Origin of the sequence: Mesorhizobium sp. SP-1A (assembly GCF_032460275.1) — a bacterium.
Taxonomy (GTDB): Bacteria; Pseudomonadota; Alphaproteobacteria; order Rhizobiales; family Rhizobiaceae; genus Mesorhizobium.
This window is the reverse complement of record NZ_JAVXZD010000010.1, coordinates 47,987-67,664: the sequence shown is the minus strand read 5'-3', so window position 1 is coordinate 67,664 and position 19,678 is coordinate 47,987. Positions and strand designations below refer to the sequence as shown.

The 19,678-nt window shown below is 63.3% G+C and carries 20 protein-coding genes; 17 read left to right on the top strand and 3 right to left on the bottom strand.

From position 1 onward, the window contains the following. The first annotated feature begins 101 nt into the window (after positions 1–101). From secG to QU595_RS27530, 4 genes are all read left to right on the top strand, one after another. Positions 102–584 (top strand): preprotein translocase subunit SecG, encoded by a 483-nt coding sequence (gene secG / locus QU595_RS27545; RefSeq protein ID WP_315928033.1) that lies wholly within the window; start codon positions 102–104, stop codon positions 582–584. A gap of 206 nt (positions 585–790) precedes the next feature. Next, positions 791–1,891, top strand: a complete 1,101-nt coding sequence (locus QU595_RS27540) for a L,D-transpeptidase (protein WP_315928031.1) — start codon at positions 791–793, stop codon at positions 1,889–1,891. Between the two features lie 145 nt (positions 1,892–2,036). Then, on the top strand, positions 2,037–3,665 hold the full coding sequence (locus tag QU595_RS27535) for a CTP synthase (RefSeq protein ID WP_315928029.1): 1,629 nt from the start codon (positions 2,037–2,039) through the stop codon (positions 3,663–3,665). 38 nt (positions 3,666–3,703) lie between these two features. After that, positions 3,704–4,240 carry a DUF1697 domain-containing protein gene (locus QU595_RS27530; protein ID WP_315928027.1) on the top strand — a complete coding sequence of 179 codons (537 nt, stop codon included), beginning with the start codon at positions 3,704–3,706 and terminating at the stop codon, positions 4,238–4,240. A gap of 32 nt (positions 4,241–4,272) precedes the next feature. Here QU595_RS27530 and QU595_RS27525 read toward each other — a convergent pair whose 3' ends face one another. Next, on the bottom strand, positions 4,273–5,742 hold the full coding sequence (locus QU595_RS27525; protein ID WP_315928025.1) for an NCS1 family nucleobase:cation symporter-1: 1,470 nt from the start codon (positions 5,740–5,742) through the stop codon (positions 4,273–4,275). A gap of 224 nt (positions 5,743–5,966) precedes the next feature. On the opposite strand from QU595_RS27525, the gene QU595_RS27520 reads away from it, so the two are divergent. The 13 genes from QU595_RS27520 (at position 5,967) to QU595_RS27460 (ending at position 17,886) form a co-directional block, all read left to right on the top strand. After that, positions 5,967–6,836 carry a VOC family protein gene (locus QU595_RS27520; protein ID WP_315928023.1) on the top strand — a complete coding sequence of 290 codons (870 nt, stop codon included), beginning with the start codon at positions 5,967–5,969 and terminating at the stop codon, positions 6,834–6,836. After that, positions 6,833–7,663, top strand: a complete 831-nt coding sequence (gene kdsA, locus QU595_RS27515; protein ID WP_315928021.1) for a 3-deoxy-8-phosphooctulonate synthase — start codon at positions 6,833–6,835, stop codon at positions 7,661–7,663. Before QU595_RS27520 ends, kdsA begins: the two co-directional genes overlap by 4 nt. 73 nt (positions 7,664–7,736) lie before the next feature. Continuing rightward, entirely contained in the window at positions 7,737–7,940 is a 204-nt protein-coding gene (locus QU595_RS27510) for a dodecin family protein (RefSeq protein WP_315928019.1), read from the top strand. A 176-nt stretch (positions 7,941–8,116) separates the two neighbouring features. Then, a complete protein-coding gene (gene eno / locus QU595_RS27505) occupies positions 8,117–9,391 on the top strand; it encodes a phosphopyruvate hydratase (RefSeq protein WP_315928017.1) in 1,275 nt (424 codons plus the stop codon). A 132-nt stretch (positions 9,392–9,523) separates the two neighbouring features. After that, positions 9,524–9,847, top strand: coding sequence for a septum formation initiator family protein (locus tag QU595_RS27500; protein ID WP_315928015.1), 324 nt, complete (start codon positions 9,524–9,526; stop codon positions 9,845–9,847). 174 nt (positions 9,848–10,021) lie between these two features. Continuing rightward, entirely contained in the window at positions 10,022–11,062 is a 1,041-nt protein-coding gene (gene pdhA / locus QU595_RS27495; RefSeq protein ID WP_315928013.1) for a pyruvate dehydrogenase (acetyl-transferring) E1 component subunit alpha, read from the top strand. Between the two features lie 14 nt (positions 11,063–11,076). Continuing rightward, positions 11,077–12,465, top strand: coding sequence for a pyruvate dehydrogenase complex E1 component subunit beta (locus QU595_RS27490; RefSeq protein WP_315928011.1), 1,389 nt, complete (start codon positions 11,077–11,079; stop codon positions 12,463–12,465). Between the two features lie 16 nt (positions 12,466–12,481). Beyond that, the gene (locus QU595_RS27485) at positions 12,482–13,873 is read left to right on the top strand and encodes a pyruvate dehydrogenase complex dihydrolipoamide acetyltransferase (protein ID WP_315928009.1); all 1,392 of its coding nucleotides are present in this window, start codon (positions 12,482–12,484) and stop codon (positions 13,871–13,873) included. A 22-nt stretch (positions 13,874–13,895) separates the two neighbouring features. Continuing rightward, positions 13,896–14,534, top strand: coding sequence for an SGNH/GDSL hydrolase family protein (locus QU595_RS27480; RefSeq protein ID WP_315928007.1), 639 nt, complete (start codon positions 13,896–13,898; stop codon positions 14,532–14,534). A gap of 14 nt (positions 14,535–14,548) precedes the next feature. After that, entirely contained in the window at positions 14,549–15,994 is a 1,446-nt protein-coding gene (gene lpdA, locus QU595_RS27475) for a dihydrolipoyl dehydrogenase (protein WP_315928005.1), read from the top strand. Positions 15,995–16,063: 69 nt separating this feature from the next. Beyond that, positions 16,064–16,321, top strand: a complete 258-nt coding sequence (locus QU595_RS27470; RefSeq protein WP_315928003.1) for a GlsB/YeaQ/YmgE family stress response membrane protein — start codon at positions 16,064–16,066, stop codon at positions 16,319–16,321. A 128-nt stretch (positions 16,322–16,449) separates the two neighbouring features. Next, positions 16,450–17,415: a lipoyl synthase gene (lipA, locus tag QU595_RS27465; protein WP_315928001.1), complete on the top strand. Its 966-nt coding sequence runs from the start codon at positions 16,450–16,452 to the stop codon at positions 17,413–17,415. A gap of 12 nt (positions 17,416–17,427) precedes the next feature. Beyond that, positions 17,428–17,886 (top strand): type II toxin-antitoxin system RatA family toxin, encoded by a 459-nt coding sequence (locus tag QU595_RS27460; RefSeq protein ID WP_315927999.1) that lies wholly within the window; start codon positions 17,428–17,430, stop codon positions 17,884–17,886. Here the strand turns inward: QU595_RS27460 and QU595_RS27455 are convergent. Beyond that, entirely contained in the window at positions 17,883–18,398 is a 516-nt protein-coding gene (locus QU595_RS27455) for a CinA family protein (RefSeq protein ID WP_315927997.1), read from the bottom strand. The two genes, QU595_RS27460 and QU595_RS27455, sit on opposite strands and share 4 nt — an antisense overlap. After that, positions 18,395–19,624 carry a bifunctional 2-C-methyl-D-erythritol 4-phosphate cytidylyltransferase/2-C-methyl-D-erythritol 2,4-cyclodiphosphate synthase gene (locus tag QU595_RS27450; RefSeq protein ID WP_315927995.1) on the bottom strand — a complete coding sequence of 410 codons (1,230 nt, stop codon included), beginning with the start codon at positions 19,622–19,624 and terminating at the stop codon, positions 18,395–18,397. Before QU595_RS27450 ends, QU595_RS27455 begins: the two co-directional genes overlap by 4 nt. Positions 19,625–19,678 lie beyond the last annotated feature (54 nt).

The window sequence follows — 19,678 nt, the reverse complement described above, 5'->3', positions numbered from 1 at the left end:
ATTCGGGGCGCGGGCTTGGAAATGCCGCCAAAGCATTGTATTGAGCCGCCTCCGAATGACCGGCGCCGGCACGGCCGCGCCAGCCTTTGCCAGGATAGATAATGGAAACCGTACTCATCGTCGTGCATCTCATGGTCGTGCTTGCGCTGGTCGGCGTCGTGTTGATGCAGCGCTCGGAAGGCGGCGGCCTCGGCATCGGCGGCGGTTCCGGCTTCATGACGGCGCGAGGCGCCGCGAACGCGCTGACGCGGGCGACCGCAATTCTGGCGGCGGCGTTCTTTGCGACATCCCTGGTGCTGTCCATCGTCGCGCGCTACGGCGAGAAGCCGATCGATATCCTCGACCGGGCGCCGGCCAGCGGACAGACGACGACGGGCAAGGGCGTGCTCGACCAGCTTCCCGGCACCGTCAATCCCGCCACCGGCAACAAGGCTCCCGCGGGCGGTGGCGAGACCCCGGCGCCTGCCGCGCCGGCCTCGGGCGCAAATGCGCCGGCCGAGCAAGCGCCGCAGCCCGCCGGTCAGGCGACCCAGCCGGCCGGTCAGGCGACTCAGCCCGCGCAGCCTCAGGTTCCGAACCAGTAAGCGGGGACACGCGTCCCGCGACTGTTGTCGTTTGAACACAGTCGCGGCAAATGGTGCGTGGAAGGCGGGTTTCAAAGCCGCTCGGCGAAGCGAGTTGCTTGAGGCTTTCGGGCTCAATCGATTATAGCTGGCCTACGACATCCGGGCGCTTGAACAAGGCGCCTGGCCATGCCGTGGGCAACACGCATTCTGATCGGAATTTCGCCATGCAGCTTCGTAGCTTCATCCTGGCCGGCCTTTGCGCCGCGCTATCCCTTGGTGCGCCCGCTTATGCGGCCATGCCGGTTACCCAGACACCTGAAGGTGCGGGAACAAACGTCGTTCAGGTGGCGGCCAAGAGCCCTGCCGTTGAGCTGAGGCAGCTCAAGCGCAAGAAGAAACCGACTTCCGAGGATCTCGCCCGCATCAAGGAATTGGAGAAACAGGTCGAAGCGGAGCGCGCGGCGGCTTACGCCAAGATGATCGAGGCCAAGAAGGCGGCGATGCGCGAGGCGGCCAAGGCGCGCGCGCAGGCCGAGCGCGAGGCGTTCCTCGCCAAGCGCAACCGCAAACCTGCTCCCGAGGCGGTGCAGGAGAAAACCGTCGTTTCCGCCCGCAAGCCCGCCGTCCCGGTGAAGCCGGTCGAGCAGGAAGAAGCCATACCGGCCGAGGCGATGAACGTCGCGCTGACCGGCAACAATGGCGAGCTACGCTCCGGAACCGTCGAAAGCAGGACGTCGGGGGGCGGCCTGTTCGGGGGCCTGTTCGGCGGCACGAGCACGTCCTCGATCGCCTATCTGCCGGAAACCCGCGCGCTCGATTCGGCGCTGCGCAAGAAGGACGAGAAGCGGCCCTTCAAGGTGAAGCCGGAATTCGTGCCGCAGGACGTGCCGTTCTCGGGCTACGAACCCGGCACCATCGTCATCAACACCCAGGAGCGCCGGCTCTACCTGGTGGAGACGCCCTTCACCGCCCGCCGTTATGCGATCGCCGTCGGCAAGGAGGGATTGCAGTTCAAGGGCGAGACCACCGTGGGCGACAAGCAGGAATGGCCGCGCTGGATCCCGACCAAGGAGATGCAGGAGCGCGAGCCGAAGCATTACGGCCGGTACAAGGACGGCATGCCCGGCGGCGGCGAGAATCCGCTTGGCGCGCGCGCCATCTATCTTTATCAGGGCAAGAAGGACACGCATCTGCGTATCCACGGCACAATCGCGCCCCAGACGATCGGAACCAGCGCCTCCAACGGCTGCTTCCGCATGATCAACGAGCACGTGATGGATCTCTACAATCGCGTCTCGCCGGGGACCAAGGTCGTCATTCTCTGACGCACCGAAGATTACTGGCGGAAGGGCCGGCTCGGACCGGCCCTTTTGTTTTGTCCGTTCCGGACACATCACCTTGCCTGGAAAAACCCTCGCGGCGGTTTTTCCGCTGGCGGAATCAGTCAGGCCGCGTTATGCGATAGTTCCCATGGCGCGATATGTATTCATCACCGGCGGCGTGGTCTCTTCACTTGGAAAAGGCATTGCCGCAGCGGCCCTCGGGGCCCTGTTGCAGGCGCGCGGCTACCGCGCGCGCATCAAGAAGCTGGACCCCTATCTGAACGTCGATCCCGGCACCATGTCGCCTTATCAACACGGCGAGGTGTTCGTAACCGACGATGGCGCGGAGACCGACCTCGATCTCGGCCATTACGAGCGCTTCACCGGGCGCTCCGCCAACCGCCACGACAACATCACCACCGGCCGCATCTACAAGAACATCATCGAGAAGGAACGGCGGGGCGACTATCTCGGCGCTACCGTGCAGGTGATCCCGCACGTGACCGACGAGATCAAGAATTTCGTCCTCGACGGCAATGACGACTACGATTTCGTGCTGTGCGAGATCGGCGGCACGGTCGGCGACATCGAGGCGATGCCGTTCCTCGAGGCGATCCGCCAGCTCGGCAACGACCTGCCGCGCAACAACGCCGTCTACGTCCACCTGACGCTGATGCCCTATATCCCCGCGGCCGGGGAACTGAAGACCAAGCCGACCCAGCACTCGGTGAAGGAACTGCGTTCGATCGGCATCGCGCCCGACATCCTGCTGGTGCGGGCCGACCGCGCCATCCCGAAGGAAGAGCGGCGCAAGCTGTCGCTGTTCTGCAATGTGCGTGAAAGCGCGGTGATCCAGGCGCTGGACGTCGGCCATATCTACGACGTGCCGATGGCCTATCACAAGGAAGGGCTGGATTCGGAAGTGCTGGCCGCCTTCGGCATCGATCCGGCGCCGAAGCCGCGCATGGAACCGTGGCAGGGGGTTTCGCAGCTCATCCACAATCCGGAAGGCGAGGTCACCATCGCCGTCGTCGGCAAGTATACCGGCCTCAAGGACGCCTATAAGTCGTTGATCGAGGCGCTGTCCCACGGCGGCATCGCCAATCGCGTCAAGGTGAAACTCGACTGGATCGAATCCGAGGTCTTCGAGAAGGAGGACCCCGCGCCGTTCCTCGAGAAGGTGCATGGCATCCTGGTGCCGGGCGGCTTCGGCGAGCGCGGATCGGAAGGCAAGATCCTGGCGGCCAAGTTCGCCCGCGAGCGCAAGGTGCCTTATTTCGGCATCTGTTTCGGCATGCAGATGGCCTGCATAGAGGCCGCCCGTTCGCTGGCCGGTGTCGCGAACGCCTCCTCCACCGAATTCGGCCCGACCAAGGAACCGGTCGTCGGCCTGATGACGGAATGGCTAAAGGGCAACATGCTGGAGAAGCGCCAGGCTGCGGGCGATCTCGGCGGGACCATGCGGCTCGGCGCCTATGAAGCGCGGCTGGCGCCGGATTCGAAGATCGCCGAGATCTATGGCGGCACCGACATTTCCGAACGCCACCGGCATCGCTACGAAGTCAACATCGACTACAAGGAGCGGCTGGAGCAATGCGGGCTTGTCTTTGCCGGCATGTCGCCCGACGGCGTGCTGCCGGAAACCGTCGAATATCCCGATCATCCGTGGTTCATCGGCGTGCAATATCACCCCGAATTGAAGAGCCGGCCGCTCGATCCGCACCCGCTTTTCGCGTCGTTCATCGAGGCGGCGATAGCGCAGAGCCGGCTGGTCTGACGGGCAGGCGCAAGCAGGCAGCTTGAATCGGAGTTGCGGTGGCGACCTATGTGGCCTTGCTCTACAGCGTCGTCCTGACGCCGCAGCGCCGTGTGGTGATGGCCGATCTCAGGCAGATGGCCGGGCAACTGGGGCTGACGCAGGTTCGTACTTTGGCCGCCACGGGCAATCTGGTCTTCGAGGCGCCGGAGACGGCAACAGCGGAGCTGGAAGGCCGTCTTGAGGCAGCGTTCGAAGAAAAGTTCGGCTGCCATGTCGACATCGTCGTCCGGACTTCGGAAGCATGGTCGCGGCTGGCTGCCTGCAATCCTTTTCCCGACGAGGCCTCAGCGACCCCGGATCAGGTTGCGGTGCGCGTCATGCGGCATCCGGTTCCGGCCGGTGCTGAAGGCCGTCTGGGCGAGGCGGCCGCCGCGGACGAAAAATTCCGGATCGTCGGAGGGGATATCTGGATCGTCTTTTCGCGCGCGAGGCCCAATTCGCGCCTGCTGGCGGCTTCAAACCACAGGCGGTTCGGCGTCGGCACGTCCCGCAACTGGAATACGGTGCGAAATCTGGCGCAGATGCTGGAGTGAAGAGGGCGGCCGGAGCCGCCCTCGGTGCTCTGTCAGGCCTTGGCGGCCCGCGCACCGGCGCCCAGCGCGGCCGAGCGCAGCATGTAATAGATGGCGCCTGCTATCGCCACGCCGAAGAACCAGCCATAGACGCCCCACCAGGCCGGCAGCCAATTGGTGAAGTTCGGCAGGATGGACGAGAATACGGCGCCGATGGCGGCGGCAATGAAAGCGTTGACGTGCCAGCCGTTCTGGAACCGGAATTCGCCGTCCTCCCTGTAGAGGCCGACCACGTCCAGTTCGCCTTTGCGGATCAGATAGTAGTCCACCATCATGATGCCGAAGATTGGTCCCATCGTTGCGCCGATCACGTTCACGAAGGACGCGGCCGAACCTTCCCAAGGCGCGAAGGGATAGAGCACGAGCGCGATGAGCGCCGCGATGTAGCCGCCTTTCTTGAAGTCGATCCGGCGCGGGAACACGTTCGAGAAATCGAACGCGGGCGATACGAAATTCGCCACCACGTTGATGCCCAGCGTCGCCACCGCGAAGGTCAGCGCGGCCAGAGCGGCCAGGAACCAGGAATCGAACTTCGCCGAAATCTGGTCAGGGTGGAGCAGGACTTCGCCATAGACGTCATAGGCGGCGATGGTGGTCACGCCGGCGACCAGCGAAAAGAGAATGAGGTTGATCGGCAAACCCCAGAGATTCCCTTTGCGCAGGGCGGCCTTGTCGGGTGCATAGCGCGCGAAATCGCAGAAATTCAGATAGAGCGCCGAGAAATAGGTCACCCAGATCGCGGCGACTGCGGCCAGAGACCCGAATGAGCCCGGTGTTCCGGGAACTCCGGCGTCCTTGGTCTTGTCCAGCAGCACGTCCATGGGAATGTCGCTGCTGAACCGGAACGAACCGGCCTTGACGCACAGGTAGACCGCCAGGATCAGCATCATCACCCAGACGGCGGGGCCGGCCCAATCCTGGAAGCGGCGCACCGTTTCCATGCCCTTGGTGATGATGAGAAGCTGCAGCGCCCACATGATCACGAAGCAGATCACTTCCAGCGTCGAATGGCCCAGCATGTGGCTGTTGGCGTGGAAGTCTGCAAAGGCCGGCAGCCGGATGAGCAGCGCGACGATCGCGCCGGAAGCTGCGGCGGTCTGCGCTCCGTACCAGAAGCAGGCGACGATGGCGCGCACCAGCGCCGGAATGTTCGCGCCCCATATGCCGAAGGACGCGCGGGCGAGCACCGGATAGGGCACGCCGGTCTTCACGCCGGCATAGCCGATCAGGTTCATCAGGAAGAAAATGATCAGCGAGCCGACGCCGATCGCAATGATGAAATTCAGGAACCCGCCGCAAAACAGGAAAAGGCTCGCGGCGAGATAGTAGCCCCACAGGCTGTGGACGTCGGACGTCCACACGTTGAAGATCGAGAACGGTCCCCAATTGCGTTCCGCGGCCGGGGCGAGATCGTGGTTGTACAGGTCAGGTGATGCGCCTGGTATCGTGCCAGTCGTTGCCATCTAGGTTCCCCTTTATTCGCGCGACTCCTCAATACGCGCGAACCTAAGGGTACGCTTCACCTTAAGTGAGGGAAACTGCAATATTAAGTGGGTTTCAGCTTAAAGATATTCAATGCAAACAGGGCTTTTGACTGGCCGTGACGGCTTGCTGTCCGAGTCGGAACGGAAAGGTGAGGCCACGGGCAACTTGAACCTGCGGTGTCGTTGGTGCAGAGGGAAACCCCATGACGTCACATCCCATCGACCATCTGGTTTTTCCCACGCGCGACCTGGAGACGGCCCGGGCGAGGCTGGGCGCGCTCGGCTTCACCGTGGCGCCAAAAGGCACGCATCCCTTCGGCACCGTCAATTGCTGCGTCTATCTGAGGGACAACACCTTCCTCGAGCCTCTGGCCATCGGCGATGCGGCGGCCACGGCCAAAGCCGCCGAGACCGGCAATATGTTCGTTTCCCGCGACCGGGCTTTCCGGGAGCGCAACGGGGATGAAGGTTTCTCCGCCGTGGTGCTGGGCACGGACGATGCGGATGCCGACCATGCACGCTATCTGGCGGCAGGTGTTTCCGCCGGGCAGAGGCTCGATTTCTCGCGCCCGTTTGTCGATGCCGCCGGCCGGCAGGACATCGCCTCCTTCCGGCTCGCTTTCGCTGCCACGCCTGACATGGCGGATGCCTTTTTGTTTTCGTGCGAGCGCGTCAATGCGTCGAAGGTGGACCGCACCGCGCTGGAGGCTCACGCGAATGGCGTGAAGGGGATCAGAGAGGTCATTGGTGTCAGCGACGAGGCGCAAGACAAGCTCCGGCTGCTGGCCGCCATTGCCGACACCCCGCCGGCCGAGGCCGGCGGACATCGCCTGGTCCTGCCCAATACAAATATATCGCTGACCGACCCGGCCGGCTTCGAAGGCCGGTTCGGGCTTGGCGTGGAACCGTCTAGGTTGCGTTTCGCAGCCGTTGTATTTACGGCATCCGACCTTGGGGCATTGGCCGGGCGCCTTGCGTCGGCGGAAGTCGAGCACCATTTCCAGGCCCGCAGCCTTGTCGTGCCGCCCGCGCCGGGGCAGGGCGCCGCCTTCATTTTCGAGGAAGATCGATGAACAAGCCGAACTCCACCGTTGCCGCTGGTAATGTCCGCTTCGGCAATTCCGCGCCCCTGGCCGTGATCGCCGGCCCATGCCAGCTCGAATCGCGCCAACATGCCTTCGACATGGCCGGCGCGTTGAAGGAAATGACGGAGAAGCTCGGTATCGGGCTGGTGTACAAGAGCAGCTACGACAAAGCCAATCGGACCTCGCTGTCGGGCAGGCGCGGCGCGGGACTGGAAGCCGCGCTTCCGGTTTTCCATGATCTGCGCAAGGAATTCGGCCTGCCCATCCTGACCGACGTGCATACGGAGGAACAGTGCGGCGCCGTCGCGCCGCATGTCGATGTGCTGCAGATTCCGGCCTTTCTTTCCCGGCAGACGGATCTGCTGGTGGCCGCGGCGAGGACCGGCAAGGCCGTCAACGTCAAGAAGGGCCAGTTCCTGGCGCCCTGGGATATGAAGAACGTGGTCGCCAAGGTCGTGGATTCCGGCAATCCGAACGTACTGGTGACGGAACGCGGTGTCTCCTTCGGCTACAACACGCTGGTGTCCGACATGCGCGCGCTGCCGATCATGGCCGAGATGGGCGCGCCGGTGATCTTCGATGCGACCCATTCGGTGCAGCAGCCCGGCGGGCAGGGCGGCTCGTCCGGCGGCGAGCGCCGCTTCGTGGAGACGCTGGCGCGGGCTGCCGTCGCCGTGGGGGTCGCCGGGGTTTTCATCGAAACCCACCAGGACCCCGACAACGCTCCTTCGGACGGTCCCAACATGGTGCCGCTGAGGAACATGCCCGCGCTGCTCGAGCAGCTCATGGCCTTCGACAGCATCGCGAAGGGCTGAAGCGTCGCGGCGCTTGTCGCCGCGCGGCCGCGGACGTAGCTTGCTCCCGAGGGGCGTTTTGAGGGAGGAGAGCATGTCCGTTGCCCGCGTCACGGAGATCACCGCTTCATCCGACAAGAGCTTCAAGGATGCGATCGAAAAAGGCGTCGAGCGCGCGTCCAAGACGCTCAAGAATGTCGAGGGAGCCTGGATTCAGGAGCAGAAGGTGGTGGTGGAAAACGGTAAAATCACCGCTTACCGGGTCAACATGAAGGTGACCTTCATCCTGCAGGATTGAGACCGCGTCATAGCCGGTTCCTGTGCTTTCCCAGCCTGCCGGTCCTGCATGCCGACCGGCAGGCGAAATGCCGGCCGGGCATACAATCCGTCGTTATATTTGCTTCGCCGCATTGCGTTTTGGCGAGCATTGGCTAAGACGACGGCATCAAAAACGACCGCACCGGGGACCCTTCAATGACAGCTATCATCGAGATTGCAGCCCGTGAAATTCTGGACAGCCGCGGCAATCCGACCGTCGAGGTCGATGTCGTGCTGGAAGACGGTTCCATGGGCCGCGCAGCCGTTCCCTCCGGTGCTTCCACCGGCGCGCATGAGGCGGTCGAATTGCGCGACGGCGGCGCCCGCTATCTCGGCAAGGGTGTCGAGCGCGCCGTAGAGGCGGTCAACGGCGAGATTTTCGAGGCGATCGGCGGAATGGAAGCCGAGGACCAGATGCATATCGACCAGACCATGATCGAACTGGACGGCACGCCGAACAAGAGCCGTCTGGGCGCCAACGCCATCCTGGGCGTTTCGCTCGCGGTCGCCAAGGCGGCGGCCGAAACGTCCGGACTGCCGCTCTACCGCTATGTCGGCGGCACGGCGGCCCATGTGCTGCCGGTGCCGATGATGAACATCATCAACGGCGGAGCCCATGCCGACAATCCGATCGATTTCCAGGAATTCATGATCATGCCGGTCGGCGCCTCCAGCCTGCGCGAGGCCGTGCGCTGGGGTTCCGAAATATTTCACACCCTCAAGAAGCGCCTGAAGGATGCCGGCCACAACACCAATGTCGGCGACGAAGGCGGCTTCGCGCCCAACCTGAAGAGCGCGCATGCTGCGCTCGACTTCGTCATGCAGTCCATCGAGAAGGCCGGCTATACGCCGGGCGAGCAGGTCGCTCTGGCGCTGGACTGCGCCGCGACGGAGTTCTTCAAGGACGGCAACTACGTCTATGAAGGCGAGAAGAAGACCCGCGATCCCAAGGCGCAGGCCAAGTATCTCGCCAAGCTCGCCGCCGACTATCCGATCATCTCGATCGAGGACGGCATGGCGGAGGACGACTGGGAAGGCTGGAAGATCCTGACCGACCTGTGCGGTTCGAAGGTGCAACTTGTCGGCGACGACCTGTTCGTGACCAATTCGGCGCGCCTGCGCGACGGCATCCGCATGGGCGTGGCCAATTCCATCCTGGTCAAGGTCAACCAGATCGGCTCGCTGTCGGAGACGCTGGATGCGGTCGAGACCGCGCACAAGGCCGGGTACACGGCGGTGATGTCGCATCGTTCCGGCGAGACCGAGGACAGCACCATCGCCGACCTGGCGGTCGCCACCAATTGCGGGCAGATCAAGACGGGTTCGCTGGCGCGTTCGGACCGGCTGGCCAAATACAACCAGCTCATCCGCATCGAGGAGGAACTCGGCAGGCAGGCAAGCTATGCCGGCGCCTCGATCCTGAGAGGCTGAGGCCTCGCTGGAGATGGTTTGGAAGAGGGCGGGATTCCCCGCCCTTTTTCTTTTGGAGGCGCCGAACCGCTCTGCCGTAACCGTCCATTAAGCACAATCGGGCGAGAAAAAGGGACGGATTAGGATTCGGTCATGTGGACACGCCAGCACAAGCAAAGAAAAACCGGTCGGCTCATCGTTCCGACGCTATGTGCGGTTTTCCTCGCCTATTTCGGCTTTCACGCCTATCACGGCGAATACGGCATCTATTCCAAATACCGGCTGCAGGCGCAGACCGTCGAGCTAGAGAAACAGGTTGCCGCCATCAAGGCGCAGCGTGTCGAGCTGGAGCAGCGCGCGCGGCTGCTGTATGATGGCTCGATGGAGAAGGACATGCTGGACGAGCAGGCGCGGCGTTCGCTCAATCTTTCCCTTGCCGACGAGGTCATCGTCATGCAGCCCCGGAAAGCCGATTAACCAGATACGGGTTAATCGTCTTATTCCATAATGATTTTAATCGCTTAAGTGCATGTCAGCCATGCGTTTTTCCGCATGGCGAAACGCTCCTTGGCGTGGTAGCTTTGCAAAATCCGATGGGAGGGAATTCATCCCTCCAAATGTCCGCAAAGAGACGCCAACAGGGAGTGTTGCATGGCAACCGCCGCGAGGAAAGCGCCTGCCAAATCCAGATCCGACGGCAAGTCGTCGGCGCCGGCAGCCCCGAAGCCAGCCGAATTCACCAAGGAGCAGGAGCTGGATGCCTATCGGCATATGCTGTTGATCCGACGCTTCGAGGAGAAGGCCGGCCAGCTTTACGGCATGGGTTTCATCGGCGGCTTCTGCCACCTCTATATCGGGCAGGAAGCGGTCGTCACGGGCATGAAGATGGCGCTGAGGGAGGGTGACCAGATGATCACCGCCTATCGCGACCATGGGCACATGCTGGCCATGGACATGTCGCCGCGCGGCGTGATGGCGGAATTGACCGGCCGCCGCGGGGGCTACTCCAAGGGCAAGGGCGGCTCCATGCACATGTTCTCCAAGGAGAAGCAGTTCTACGGCGGCCACGGCATCGTCGGTGCGCAGGTGCCGCTCGGCACGGGGCTGGCTTTCGCCAATCGCTATCGCGACAACAAGAACGTGTCGCTGACCTATTTCGGCGACGGCGCCGCCAACCAGGGGCAGGTCTACGAAAGCTTCAACATGGCTTCGCTGTGGAAGCTGCCGGTGATCTACATCATCGAGAACAACCGCTACGCCATGGGCACTTCGGTGACACGCTCCTCGGCCGAGACCGATTTCTCGCATCGCGGTGCGTCCTTCAAGATTCCAGGCATCCAGGTCGACGGCATGGACGTGCGCGCGGTGAAGTCCGCGGCAGACATGGCCACCGAATGGTGCCGTTCGGGCAACGGGCCGATCATCCTTGAGATGCAGACCTACCGCTATCGCGGCCACTCCATGTCCGATCCTGCCAAGTACAGGACGAAGGAGGAGGTGCAGAAGATGCGCTCCGAGCACGATCCGATCGAGCAGGTCAAGGCGCGGCTGATTTCCAAGAAATGGGCCACCGAGGACGAGCTCAAGGAGATCGACAAGCAGGTGCGCGACATCGTGGCCGACTCTGCCGAATTCGCCCAGAACGATCCCGAGCCGGATGCTTCCGAGCTCTGGACCGACGTGCTGATCTGAGGGAGGGCAGGGATATGCCGATCGAAATTCTGATGCCCGCTCTTTCGCCGACGATGGAGGAAGGCAACCTTTCCAAGTGGGTCAAGAAAGAAGGCGACAAGGTCGCGCCGGGCGACGTGATCGCGGAAATCGAGACCGACAAGGCGACAATGGAAGTCGAAGCCATCGACGAAGGCACGCTGGGCAAGATCCTCGTGGCGGAAGGCACGGAAGGCGTGAAGGTGAATACGCCGATCGCCGTGCTGCTGGCGGACGGCGAAAGCGCGTCGGATGTCGGCAAGGCTGCCGCTCCGGCCAAGGCCGAAGGTCCTGGCGCGAAGGCTGAAGCGCCTGAGGCGGCCGCGGCCGAAAGGCCGGCTCCGGTGGCGGCGCAGCCCAAGGCCGAAATCGCGGCCGATCCCGACATTCCTGCCGGCACGGAAATGGTTTCGCTGACCGTGCGCGAGGCCCTGCGCGATGCCATGGCCGAGGAGATGCGCCGCGATCCGGACGTCTTCGTCATGGGCGAGGAGGTTGCCGAGTACCAGGGCGCGTACAAGGTCACCCAGGGCCTGCTGCAGGAGTTCGGCGCCCGCCGGGTGGTGGACACCCCGATCACCGAGCACGGGTTCGCCGGTGTCGGCGTCGGTGCCGCTTTTGCCGGCCTGAAGCCGATTGTGGAGTTCATGACCTTCAATTTCGCCATGCAGGCGATCGATCAGATCGTGAATTCGGCGGCCAAGACGCTCTACATGTCGGGCGGCCAGATGGGCGCTCCGATCGTGTTCCGTGGTCCGAACGGCGCCGCAGCGCGTGTCGCGGCCCAGCACAGCCAGGACTATGCCGCCTGGTACAGCCATATTCCGGGGCTGAAAGTCATCCAGCCCTATACGGCGGCCGACGCCAAGGGACTGCTCAAGGCTGCGATCCGCGACCCGAACCCGGTCATCTTCCTGGAAAACGAGATCCTCTACGGCCAGTCCTTCGACGTGCCGAAGCTGGACGATTTCGTGCTGCCCATCGGCAAGGCGCGCATCCACAAGGCCGGCAAGGACGTCACCGTCGTGTCGTGGGGCATCGGCATGACCTACGCGATCAAGGCCGAGGCCGAGCTGGCCAAGATCGGCATCGACGCCGAAATCATTGATCTGCGGACCATCCGTCCGATGGACCTCGACACGATCATCGCCTCGGTCAGGAAGACCAACAGGCTGGTGACGGTCGAGGAAGGTTACCCGCAATCCTCGGTCGGGGATTTCATCGCCAACCAGGTGTCGCGCCAGGCCTTCGATTTTCTCGACGCGCCGGTCATCACCATCGCCGGCAAGGACGTGCCGATGCCTTACGCGGCCAATCTCGAAAAGCTCGCGCTGCCGAACGTGGACGAGGTGGTCGAGGCCGTCAAAGCCGTTACGTATCGCTGACCAGCGGGAGGACGAAATGCCGATCAACATCACCATGCCGGCCCTTTCGCCCACCATGGAAGAGGGCAACCTCGCCAAATGGCTGGTCAAGGAAGGCGACCATGTTTCGCCCGGCGACGTGATCGCCGAAATCGAGACCGACAAGGCGACCATGGAGGTCGAGGCCGTCGATGAAGGTACGGTTGCCAGGATCGTCGTACCTGCCGGAACCGAGGGCGTGAAGGTCAATGCGCTGATCGCTGTGCTGGCCGGTGAAGGCGAGGATGCAGCGGCTGCCGCAAAATCCGGTGGCGATTCGGCGGCCAAAACAGAAGCGCCGAAGGCAGAGACCGCGAAGCAGGAAACCACGAAAACCGAAGCGGCCGCGCCGAAGGCTGAACCTGCCGCATCGCCGGCTGCCGCACCCAAGCAGCCTGCCGCTTTGAATGGCGCGGCGGTGCCTTCTGCCGGCGGCGAGCGCGTCTTCGCGTCGCCCCTTGCGCGCCGCATCGCCAAGGATGCCGGTGTGGACGTTTCGTCCATCAAAGGCACAGGCCCGCATGGTCGCGTGGTAAAGGCGGATGTCGAGGCGGCGATTGCCGGTGGCGGAGCAAAGACGGCCGCACCTGCGGCCGCTGCGCAGGCAGGGGGAGCGACCCCGGCCGCCGCGCCGAAGCCGATGTCGGACGAGGCGGTGCTGAAGCTGTTCGAGCCCGGCTCCTACGAACTCGTGCCGCACGACAATATGCGCAAGACGATCGCTCGCAGGCTGGTGGAGGCCAAGTCCACCATCCCGCACTTCTATCTCACCATCGACTGCGAGCTGGACGCGCTGCTCAAGCTGCGCACCGAATTGAATGCCGCAGCCCCGGTGAAGAAGACGGAGAAGGGCGAAGCCGCGGCCTACAAGCTTTCCGTCAACGACATGATCATCAAGGCTATGGCGCTCGCGCTGAAGGAAGTGCCGGAAGCCAATGTGTCATGGACAGAAAGCGCCATGGTCAGGCACAGCCATGCCGATGTCGGCGTGGCCGTCTCCATCCCCGGAGGGCTGATCACGCCGATCGTCAGGCGGGCGGACGAAAAGACGCTGTCGGTGATCTCCAACGAGATGAAGGACCTGGCCAAACGTGCGCGCGAGCGCAAGCTGAAGCCGGAGGAGTATCAGGGCGGCACCACCGCGGTGTCGAACCTCGGCATGTTCGGGGTCAAGGACTTCGCCGCGGTCATCAACCCGCCCCATGCGACCATCCTCGCGGTCGGCGCGGGCGAGCAGCGTGCGGTGGTGAAGAACGGCGAGATCAAAATCGCGACGATGATGTCGGTGACGCTGTCGACCGATCACCGCGCCGTGGACGGGGCGCTCGGGGCCGAACTGATCGGCGCCTTCAAGCGCATTGTTGAAAACCCCATGGCCATGCTGGTCTAGCTCAAGGCGCGGCAGGGCCTCGATGAAGACCGTCCTGTGCTATGGCGACTCGCTGACCTGGGGCTACGACACCGCAGGTCCCGGCCGCCATGCGCTCGAGGATCGTTGGCCCAGCGTTCTGCAGGCGAGGCTCGGAGAAGGCGTGCAGGTCATCGCCGAAGGGCTGAACGGGCGCACGACGGCTTTCGACGAATGGCTTTCGGGCGCGGACCGCAACGGCGCGCGCGTCCTGCCGACCATGCTGATGACGCATGCGCCGCTCGACCTGATCGTGATCCTGCTCGGCTCCAACGACATGAAGCCCTGGATTCACGGCAATCCGGCCGCGGCCGCGCGGGGGATCGAACGCCTGGTCGATATCGTCCGCAGCCATGACTATCCGTTCGGCTGGCCGGCGCCGCAAATCCTGATCGTCTCGCCGCCGCCGATCGCGCGCACAGAGAACGTCGAATTCGCCGCCATGTTCGCCGGCGGCACGGAAGGTTCGGCGCAGCTTGCGCCGCTCTATGCCGCGGTCGCGGACCAAGCCGGCTGCGGGTTCTTCGATGCCGGCAGCGCGGTCAGCGTCACGCCCCTGGACGGCGTGCATCTGGATGCGGAAAACACCCGCCGGCTGGGCGAGGCGCTGGCGCCCGTGGTGCGGGTGATGCTGGAACTTTGAACTGGAGAGAAACCGTGGCTGAGAATTACGACGTCATCATTATCGGTTCCGGCCCTGGCGGGTATGTCACGGCGGTGCGCTCGGCGCAGCTCGGTTTCAAGACCGCGATCGTCGAGCGCGAGCATCTGGGCGGCATCTGCCTGAACTGGGGTTGCATCCCGACCAAGGCGCTGCTGCGTTCGGCCGAAATCAAGCACTATGCCGATCATCCCGGCGCCTACGGGCTGAAGATCGACGGTACGGTTTCGGCGGATACCGCCGCCGTGGTCGACCGTTCGCGCAAGGTTTCGCTGCGCCTGAACGGCGGCGTCGGCTTCCTGATGAAGAAGAACAAGGTCGATGTGATCTGGGGCGAGGCGAAGCTCGGCAAGGCCGGCGAGGTCATCGTCGGCAAGACCGCCAAGAAGCCGATGGAGCCGCAGCCGCCGGTGCCCAAGGGCACCAAGGGCGAGGGCACCTATACCGCCAAGCACATCATCGTCGCGACCGGCGCGCGCCCGCGCGTGCTTCCGGGGATCGAACCGGACGGCAAGCTGATCTGGACCTATTTCGAGGCGATGGTGCCGCAGGAGATGCCGAAGTCACTGGTTGTCGTCGGCTCCGGCGCCATCGGCATCGAATTCGCGCATTTCTACCGCACCATGGGCGCGGAAGTCACCGTCGTGGAGGTCCTGCCGCAGATCATGCCCGCGGAGGACGCGGAGGTTTCGAAATTCGCGCAGAAGCAGTTCGAGAAGCAGGGCATGAAGTTCCTGCTCGAAGCCAAGGTCACCAAGGTCGACAAGGGCGCAAACTCGATCACTGCGCATATCGAGAAAAAGGACGGAGCGGTCGAGAAGATCACCGCCGACCGCCTGATTTCGGCCGTCGGCGTGCAGGGCAATATCGAAAATCTCGGACTGGAGACGCTGGGCGTGCGGACCGATCGCGGCTGCATCGCCGTCGATGGCTATGGCCGCACCAACGTGCCGGGCATCTATGCCATCGGCGATGTGGCAGGCCCGCCCATGCTGGCGCACAAAGCCGAGCACGAAGGGGTGATCTGCATCGAGAAGATCGCCAACTTCCCGGGCGTGCACGCATTGGAAAAGCTCAAGGTTCCCGGCTGCACCTATTGCAGCCCGCAGGTGGCTTCGGTCGGCTTGACCGAAGCCAAGGCCAAGGAAACCGGGTACGACATTCGGGTCGGCCGCTTCCAGTTCGGAGCCAACGGCAAGGCGATCGCGCTTGGCGAGGATCAGGGCTTCATCAAGACCATCTTCGACAAGAAGACCGGACAGCTTCTCGGCGCCCATATGGTCGGCGCCGAGGTCACGGAACTCATCCAGGGGTTCGTGCTGGCCATGAACCTGGAAACCACCGAGGAAGAGTTGATGCACACCGTCTTCCCGCATCCGACATTGTCGGAAATGATGAAGGAAAGCGTGCTCGATGCCTATGGCCGCGCGCTGAACGCCTGACCGTGGAACCAGATATCGGTAAGAATCGTTTCAAAATGCGTTTCCATCCAACACAGGAGGAGAGGGCATATGGACGTGAACGGGGTTGGCTGGGTCGCAGCCATTATCGTGGGCGGCTTGGCCGGTTGGTTGGCCGAAATGGTCATGAAGAGCAACATGGGCATCTTCATGAATATCCTGCTCGGCATCGTCGGTGCGATCGTGCTGAACGCCATCCTCGCCGCCTTGAACATCCAGGGTTTCGGGATCGGCTGGGTGGCTTATCTGATCACCGGGTTCATCGGTGCCTGCATATTGATCTTCGTGGGAAGGCTCGTGCGTCGCTAGAGACGCAACTTCCATGCAAAAAGGCCGTGGCGGCTTGCGTTGCCACGGCCTTTTTCTTTGCGCCGAAAAAGCTTAGATGACCACATGAGTGCTGCGCTTCTGCGCGGCACGTAACGGAAGGCAGATACATGGTCACCGTGCTCGATACCGTCGCCAATCCGCCGCGCCCGCGCCATCCTGAAAAGGCGCACCGGCCGGACCAGGAGGTGCTGCGCAAGCCGGAATGGATTCGCGTCAAGGCCCCGGTCTCGAAGGGTTATGCCGAGACACGGGAGATCGTGAAATCCAACCAACTCGTGACGGTGTGCGAGGAAGCCGGCTGCCCGAACATCGGCGAGTGCTGGGACAAGAAGCACGCCACCTTCATGATCATGGGAGAAATCTGCACGCGCGCCTGTGCCTTCTGCAACGTGGCGACGGGCATCCCGCTGCCGCTCGATTCCGGCGAGCCTGAGCGTGTGGCCCATGCGGTGAAGACCATGGGACTGACCCATGTGGTCATCACCTCTGTCGACCGCGACGATCTGGCGGACGGCGGGGCGCGGCATTTTGCCGAAGTCATCCGCGCCATTCGCGCACTTACGCCGTCCACCACCATCGAAATTCTCACCCCGGATTTCCTGCGCAAGGAAGGCGCGCTGGAGACCGTGGTGGCCGCGAGACCCGATGTGTTCAACCACAATCTGGAGACCGTGCCGTCGAACTATCTGACGGTGCGGCCGGGCGCGCGTTATTTCCATTCGATCCGGCTGTTGCAGCGGGTGAAGGAACTCGACCCGTCGATCTTCACCAAATCCGGCATCATGGTGGGGCTGGGCGAAGAGCGCCACGAGGTGCTTCAGCTCATGGACGATCTGCGCTCGGCCAACGTGGATTTCATGACGATAGGACAATATCTCCAGCCGTCGAAGAAGCACCATCCGGTGATACGCTTCGTTACGCCGGAGGAATTCAAGTCCTTCGAAACCATCGGCAAGACCAAGGGCTTCCTCCTGGTGGCGTCCAGCCCGCTGACCAGGTCGTCGCACCACGCCGGCGAAGATTTCGCGCGCCTGCGGGCCGCGCGCGAAGCCCAGCTCGCCAAAGCCGGCTAGACGACTTCCGGCATGCCGAAATTCGAGGCCACACGCCGCGTCGCGCATACGCCTGACGAGATGTTCGCATTGGTCGCGGACATCGAGAATTATCCGCAATTCCTGCCGCTGTGCGAGGCGCTGACGATTCGCTCGCGCAAGGAGAGGGACGGGCGCACGGTGCTGGTGGCCGATATGACCGTCGGCTACAAGGCGATCCGCGAGACGTTCACGACGCAGGTGCTGCTGAAGCCTGAAGACAAGATCATCGATGTCAAATATATCGACGGGCCGTTCAAATACCTGACGAACGAATGGGCTTTCGAGCCGGCGAGCGACGGCTGCTTCGTGCGCTTCTTCATCGATTATGAGTTCAAGAGCCGCATTCTCGGGGTGATGATGGGCTCCATGTTCGACCGCGCCTTCCGCATGTTCTCCGAGGCGTTCGAGAAGCGCGCCGACGTCATCTACGGCAAGCCGGAGATCGGCTAAGCCAGCGCTTTCAGGCCCATCTCGAAAGCATGCTTCACGGTTTCGCGTCGGATGAAGTCGCGGCCTCGATTTTCGAAGACGCGTTTTTCGACGATCACCCGGCTGTCGCTCATCGCCAGTCCGAACCAGACCAGCCCGACCGGCTTTTCGGCGCTGCCGCCATCCGGTCCGGCGACCCCCGTGACCGCTAAGGCGATGCCGGCGTGCGATCGGGCGAGGGCGCCCGCGGCCATCTCTTCCGCAGTCTGCGCGGAGACGGCGCCGAAAGCGTCCAACGTCGCGGCAGAAACGCCCAGCATTTCCATCTTGGCATCGTTGGAATAGGTGACGAAGCCGCGATCGACCATCGAGGACGAGCCCGGAATGTCCGTCATGGCTGCGATGATCAGCCCGCCGGTGCAGCTTTCCGCAGTTGTCGCCAGGATCCTGCGCTGTGCGCATGCCTTGAGAAAGAGATCGGCCAACTCGCCGATCTCGGTTTTCTGCACTTCGCCGGTTCCAGGTTCGTTCATTCCGGCACCTCTCCCGGATAGATGACGCTCGCGGTGGCAATCGCCGCGATGCCCTCCTCGCGCCCGACGAAACCGAGTTTTTCGTTTGTCGTCGCCTTGATGGAAATGCGATCGGGAGCAATGCGCAGCATTTCCGCCAACGCTGCCGTCATCGCCTCGCGATGCGGCCCGACCTTCGGCGCCTCGCAAATCAAAGTGATGTCGGCATTGGCGATGCGCCCGCCGCGCGAGCGCACGAGCCTGGCGGCATGCTCGACGAAGATGCGCGAGGCCGCACCCTTCCACTGCGGGTCGGAGGGCGGAAAGTGCGTGCCGATATCGCCGGCCCCGCAGGTGGCGAGCAAGGCGTCCGTCAAGGCATGTAATCCGACATCGGCATCGGAATGGCCCGACAGCTTCCTGTCGTGCGGAATCCGGACGCCGCAAAGCGTGACATGGTCGCCCGCTTCGAACGCATGGACATCGTATCCATTGCCGGTGCGGATGTCCGGAAAAGTTGAACGAAATGCGTTAAGCCTCTGATCTGCCATAATTATATCTCGTGCCCAGGTGAGCTTTACGTTGTCCGGTGACCCGGGAACCAGCCGCACTGGGATCTGCGCCCATTCGGCGATCGCAGCGTCGTCGGTGAAATCGTGGCGACCGATGGCATGCGCATTCTCATGAGCGGCGAGGATGGGCGCGAACGGGAAACCCTGCGGCGTCTGCGCTACATGCAGACCGGCGCGGGGAACTGTTTCGCTGATCGTGCCGTCATTACCCTCCCGCTTGAGCGTGTCGGTGACAGGCAGGGAGGCGAGGCCGCCCTGCCGTTCGGTCATGGCGGCGATCACCCGGTCGATCAGATCGGGATCGGCGAAGGGCCTGACGGCGTCGTGGATGAGCACATGGGCCGGCCTCATGGCCTGTAGCGCGAGTAGCCCGAGCCGCACGGATTCCTGCCGCGTGGGGCCGCCCGAAACGGTTACGACGCGTTCCGCGTCCGCTCCGGCGGCCTGCTTGAACAGGTGGACGTCATCCGCGTGAATGACGACAACCACGACGTCGATCTTCGGGTGGTTGAGGAAGACGTCCAACGTACGCGACAGGATGGCGCGGCCGCCGATGGGCCGGTATTGCTTCGGACCGTCGCCTTGGCCAGCGCGCTCGCCGCGCCCGGCGGCGACGATTACGGCGGCTACCTTGCCGCCCGCTCCTGTGGCTGTGTCGATGCGCGGTTCCTTCATGCGCAGAGGCTTAGTCGCGGGTGATGCGGAAGGCCAGCCTTTTCCCAAATCCGC

Coding starts and splice junctions, on each gene's coding strand:
- QU595_RS27460 (WP_315927999.1), top strand. CDS start 17,428: ATGCCGAAATTCGAGGCCACACGCCGCGTCGCGCATACGCCTGACGAG.
- QU595_RS27450 (WP_315927995.1), bottom strand. CDS start 19,624: ATGAAGGAACCGCGCATCGACACAGCCACAGGAGCGGGCGGCAAGGTA.
- QU595_RS27540 (WP_315928031.1), top strand. CDS start 791: ATGCAGCTTCGTAGCTTCATCCTGGCCGGCCTTTGCGCCGCGCTATCC.
- QU595_RS27485 (WP_315928009.1), top strand. CDS start 12,482: ATGCCGATCAACATCACCATGCCGGCCCTTTCGCCCACCATGGAAGAG.
- pdhA (WP_315928013.1), top strand. CDS start 10,022: ATGGCAACCGCCGCGAGGAAAGCGCCTGCCAAATCCAGATCCGACGGC.
- secG (WP_315928033.1), top strand. CDS start 102: ATGGAAACCGTACTCATCGTCGTGCATCTCATGGTCGTGCTTGCGCTG.
- kdsA (WP_315928021.1), top strand. CDS start 6,833: ATGAACAAGCCGAACTCCACCGTTGCCGCTGGTAATGTCCGCTTCGGC.
- eno (WP_315928017.1), top strand. CDS start 8,117: ATGACAGCTATCATCGAGATTGCAGCCCGTGAAATTCTGGACAGCCGC.
- QU595_RS27500 (WP_315928015.1), top strand. CDS start 9,524: ATGTGGACACGCCAGCACAAGCAAAGAAAAACCGGTCGGCTCATCGTT.
- QU595_RS27535 (WP_315928029.1), top strand. CDS start 2,037: ATGGCGCGATATGTATTCATCACCGGCGGCGTGGTCTCTTCACTTGGA.
- lipA (WP_315928001.1), top strand. CDS start 16,450: ATGGTCACCGTGCTCGATACCGTCGCCAATCCGCCGCGCCCGCGCCAT.
- QU595_RS27525 (WP_315928025.1), bottom strand. CDS start 5,742: ATGGCAACGACTGGCACGATACCAGGCGCATCACCTGACCTGTACAAC.
- QU595_RS27520 (WP_315928023.1), top strand. CDS start 5,967: ATGACGTCACATCCCATCGACCATCTGGTTTTTCCCACGCGCGACCTG.
- QU595_RS27510 (WP_315928019.1), top strand. CDS start 7,737: ATGTCCGTTGCCCGCGTCACGGAGATCACCGCTTCATCCGACAAGAGC.
- QU595_RS27470 (WP_315928003.1), top strand. CDS start 16,064: ATGGACGTGAACGGGGTTGGCTGGGTCGCAGCCATTATCGTGGGCGGC.
- QU595_RS27455 (WP_315927997.1), bottom strand. CDS start 18,398: ATGAACGAACCTGGAACCGGCGAAGTGCAGAAAACCGAGATCGGCGAG.
- QU595_RS27480 (WP_315928007.1), top strand. CDS start 13,896: ATGAAGACCGTCCTGTGCTATGGCGACTCGCTGACCTGGGGCTACGAC.
- QU595_RS27490 (WP_315928011.1), top strand. CDS start 11,077: ATGCCGATCGAAATTCTGATGCCCGCTCTTTCGCCGACGATGGAGGAA.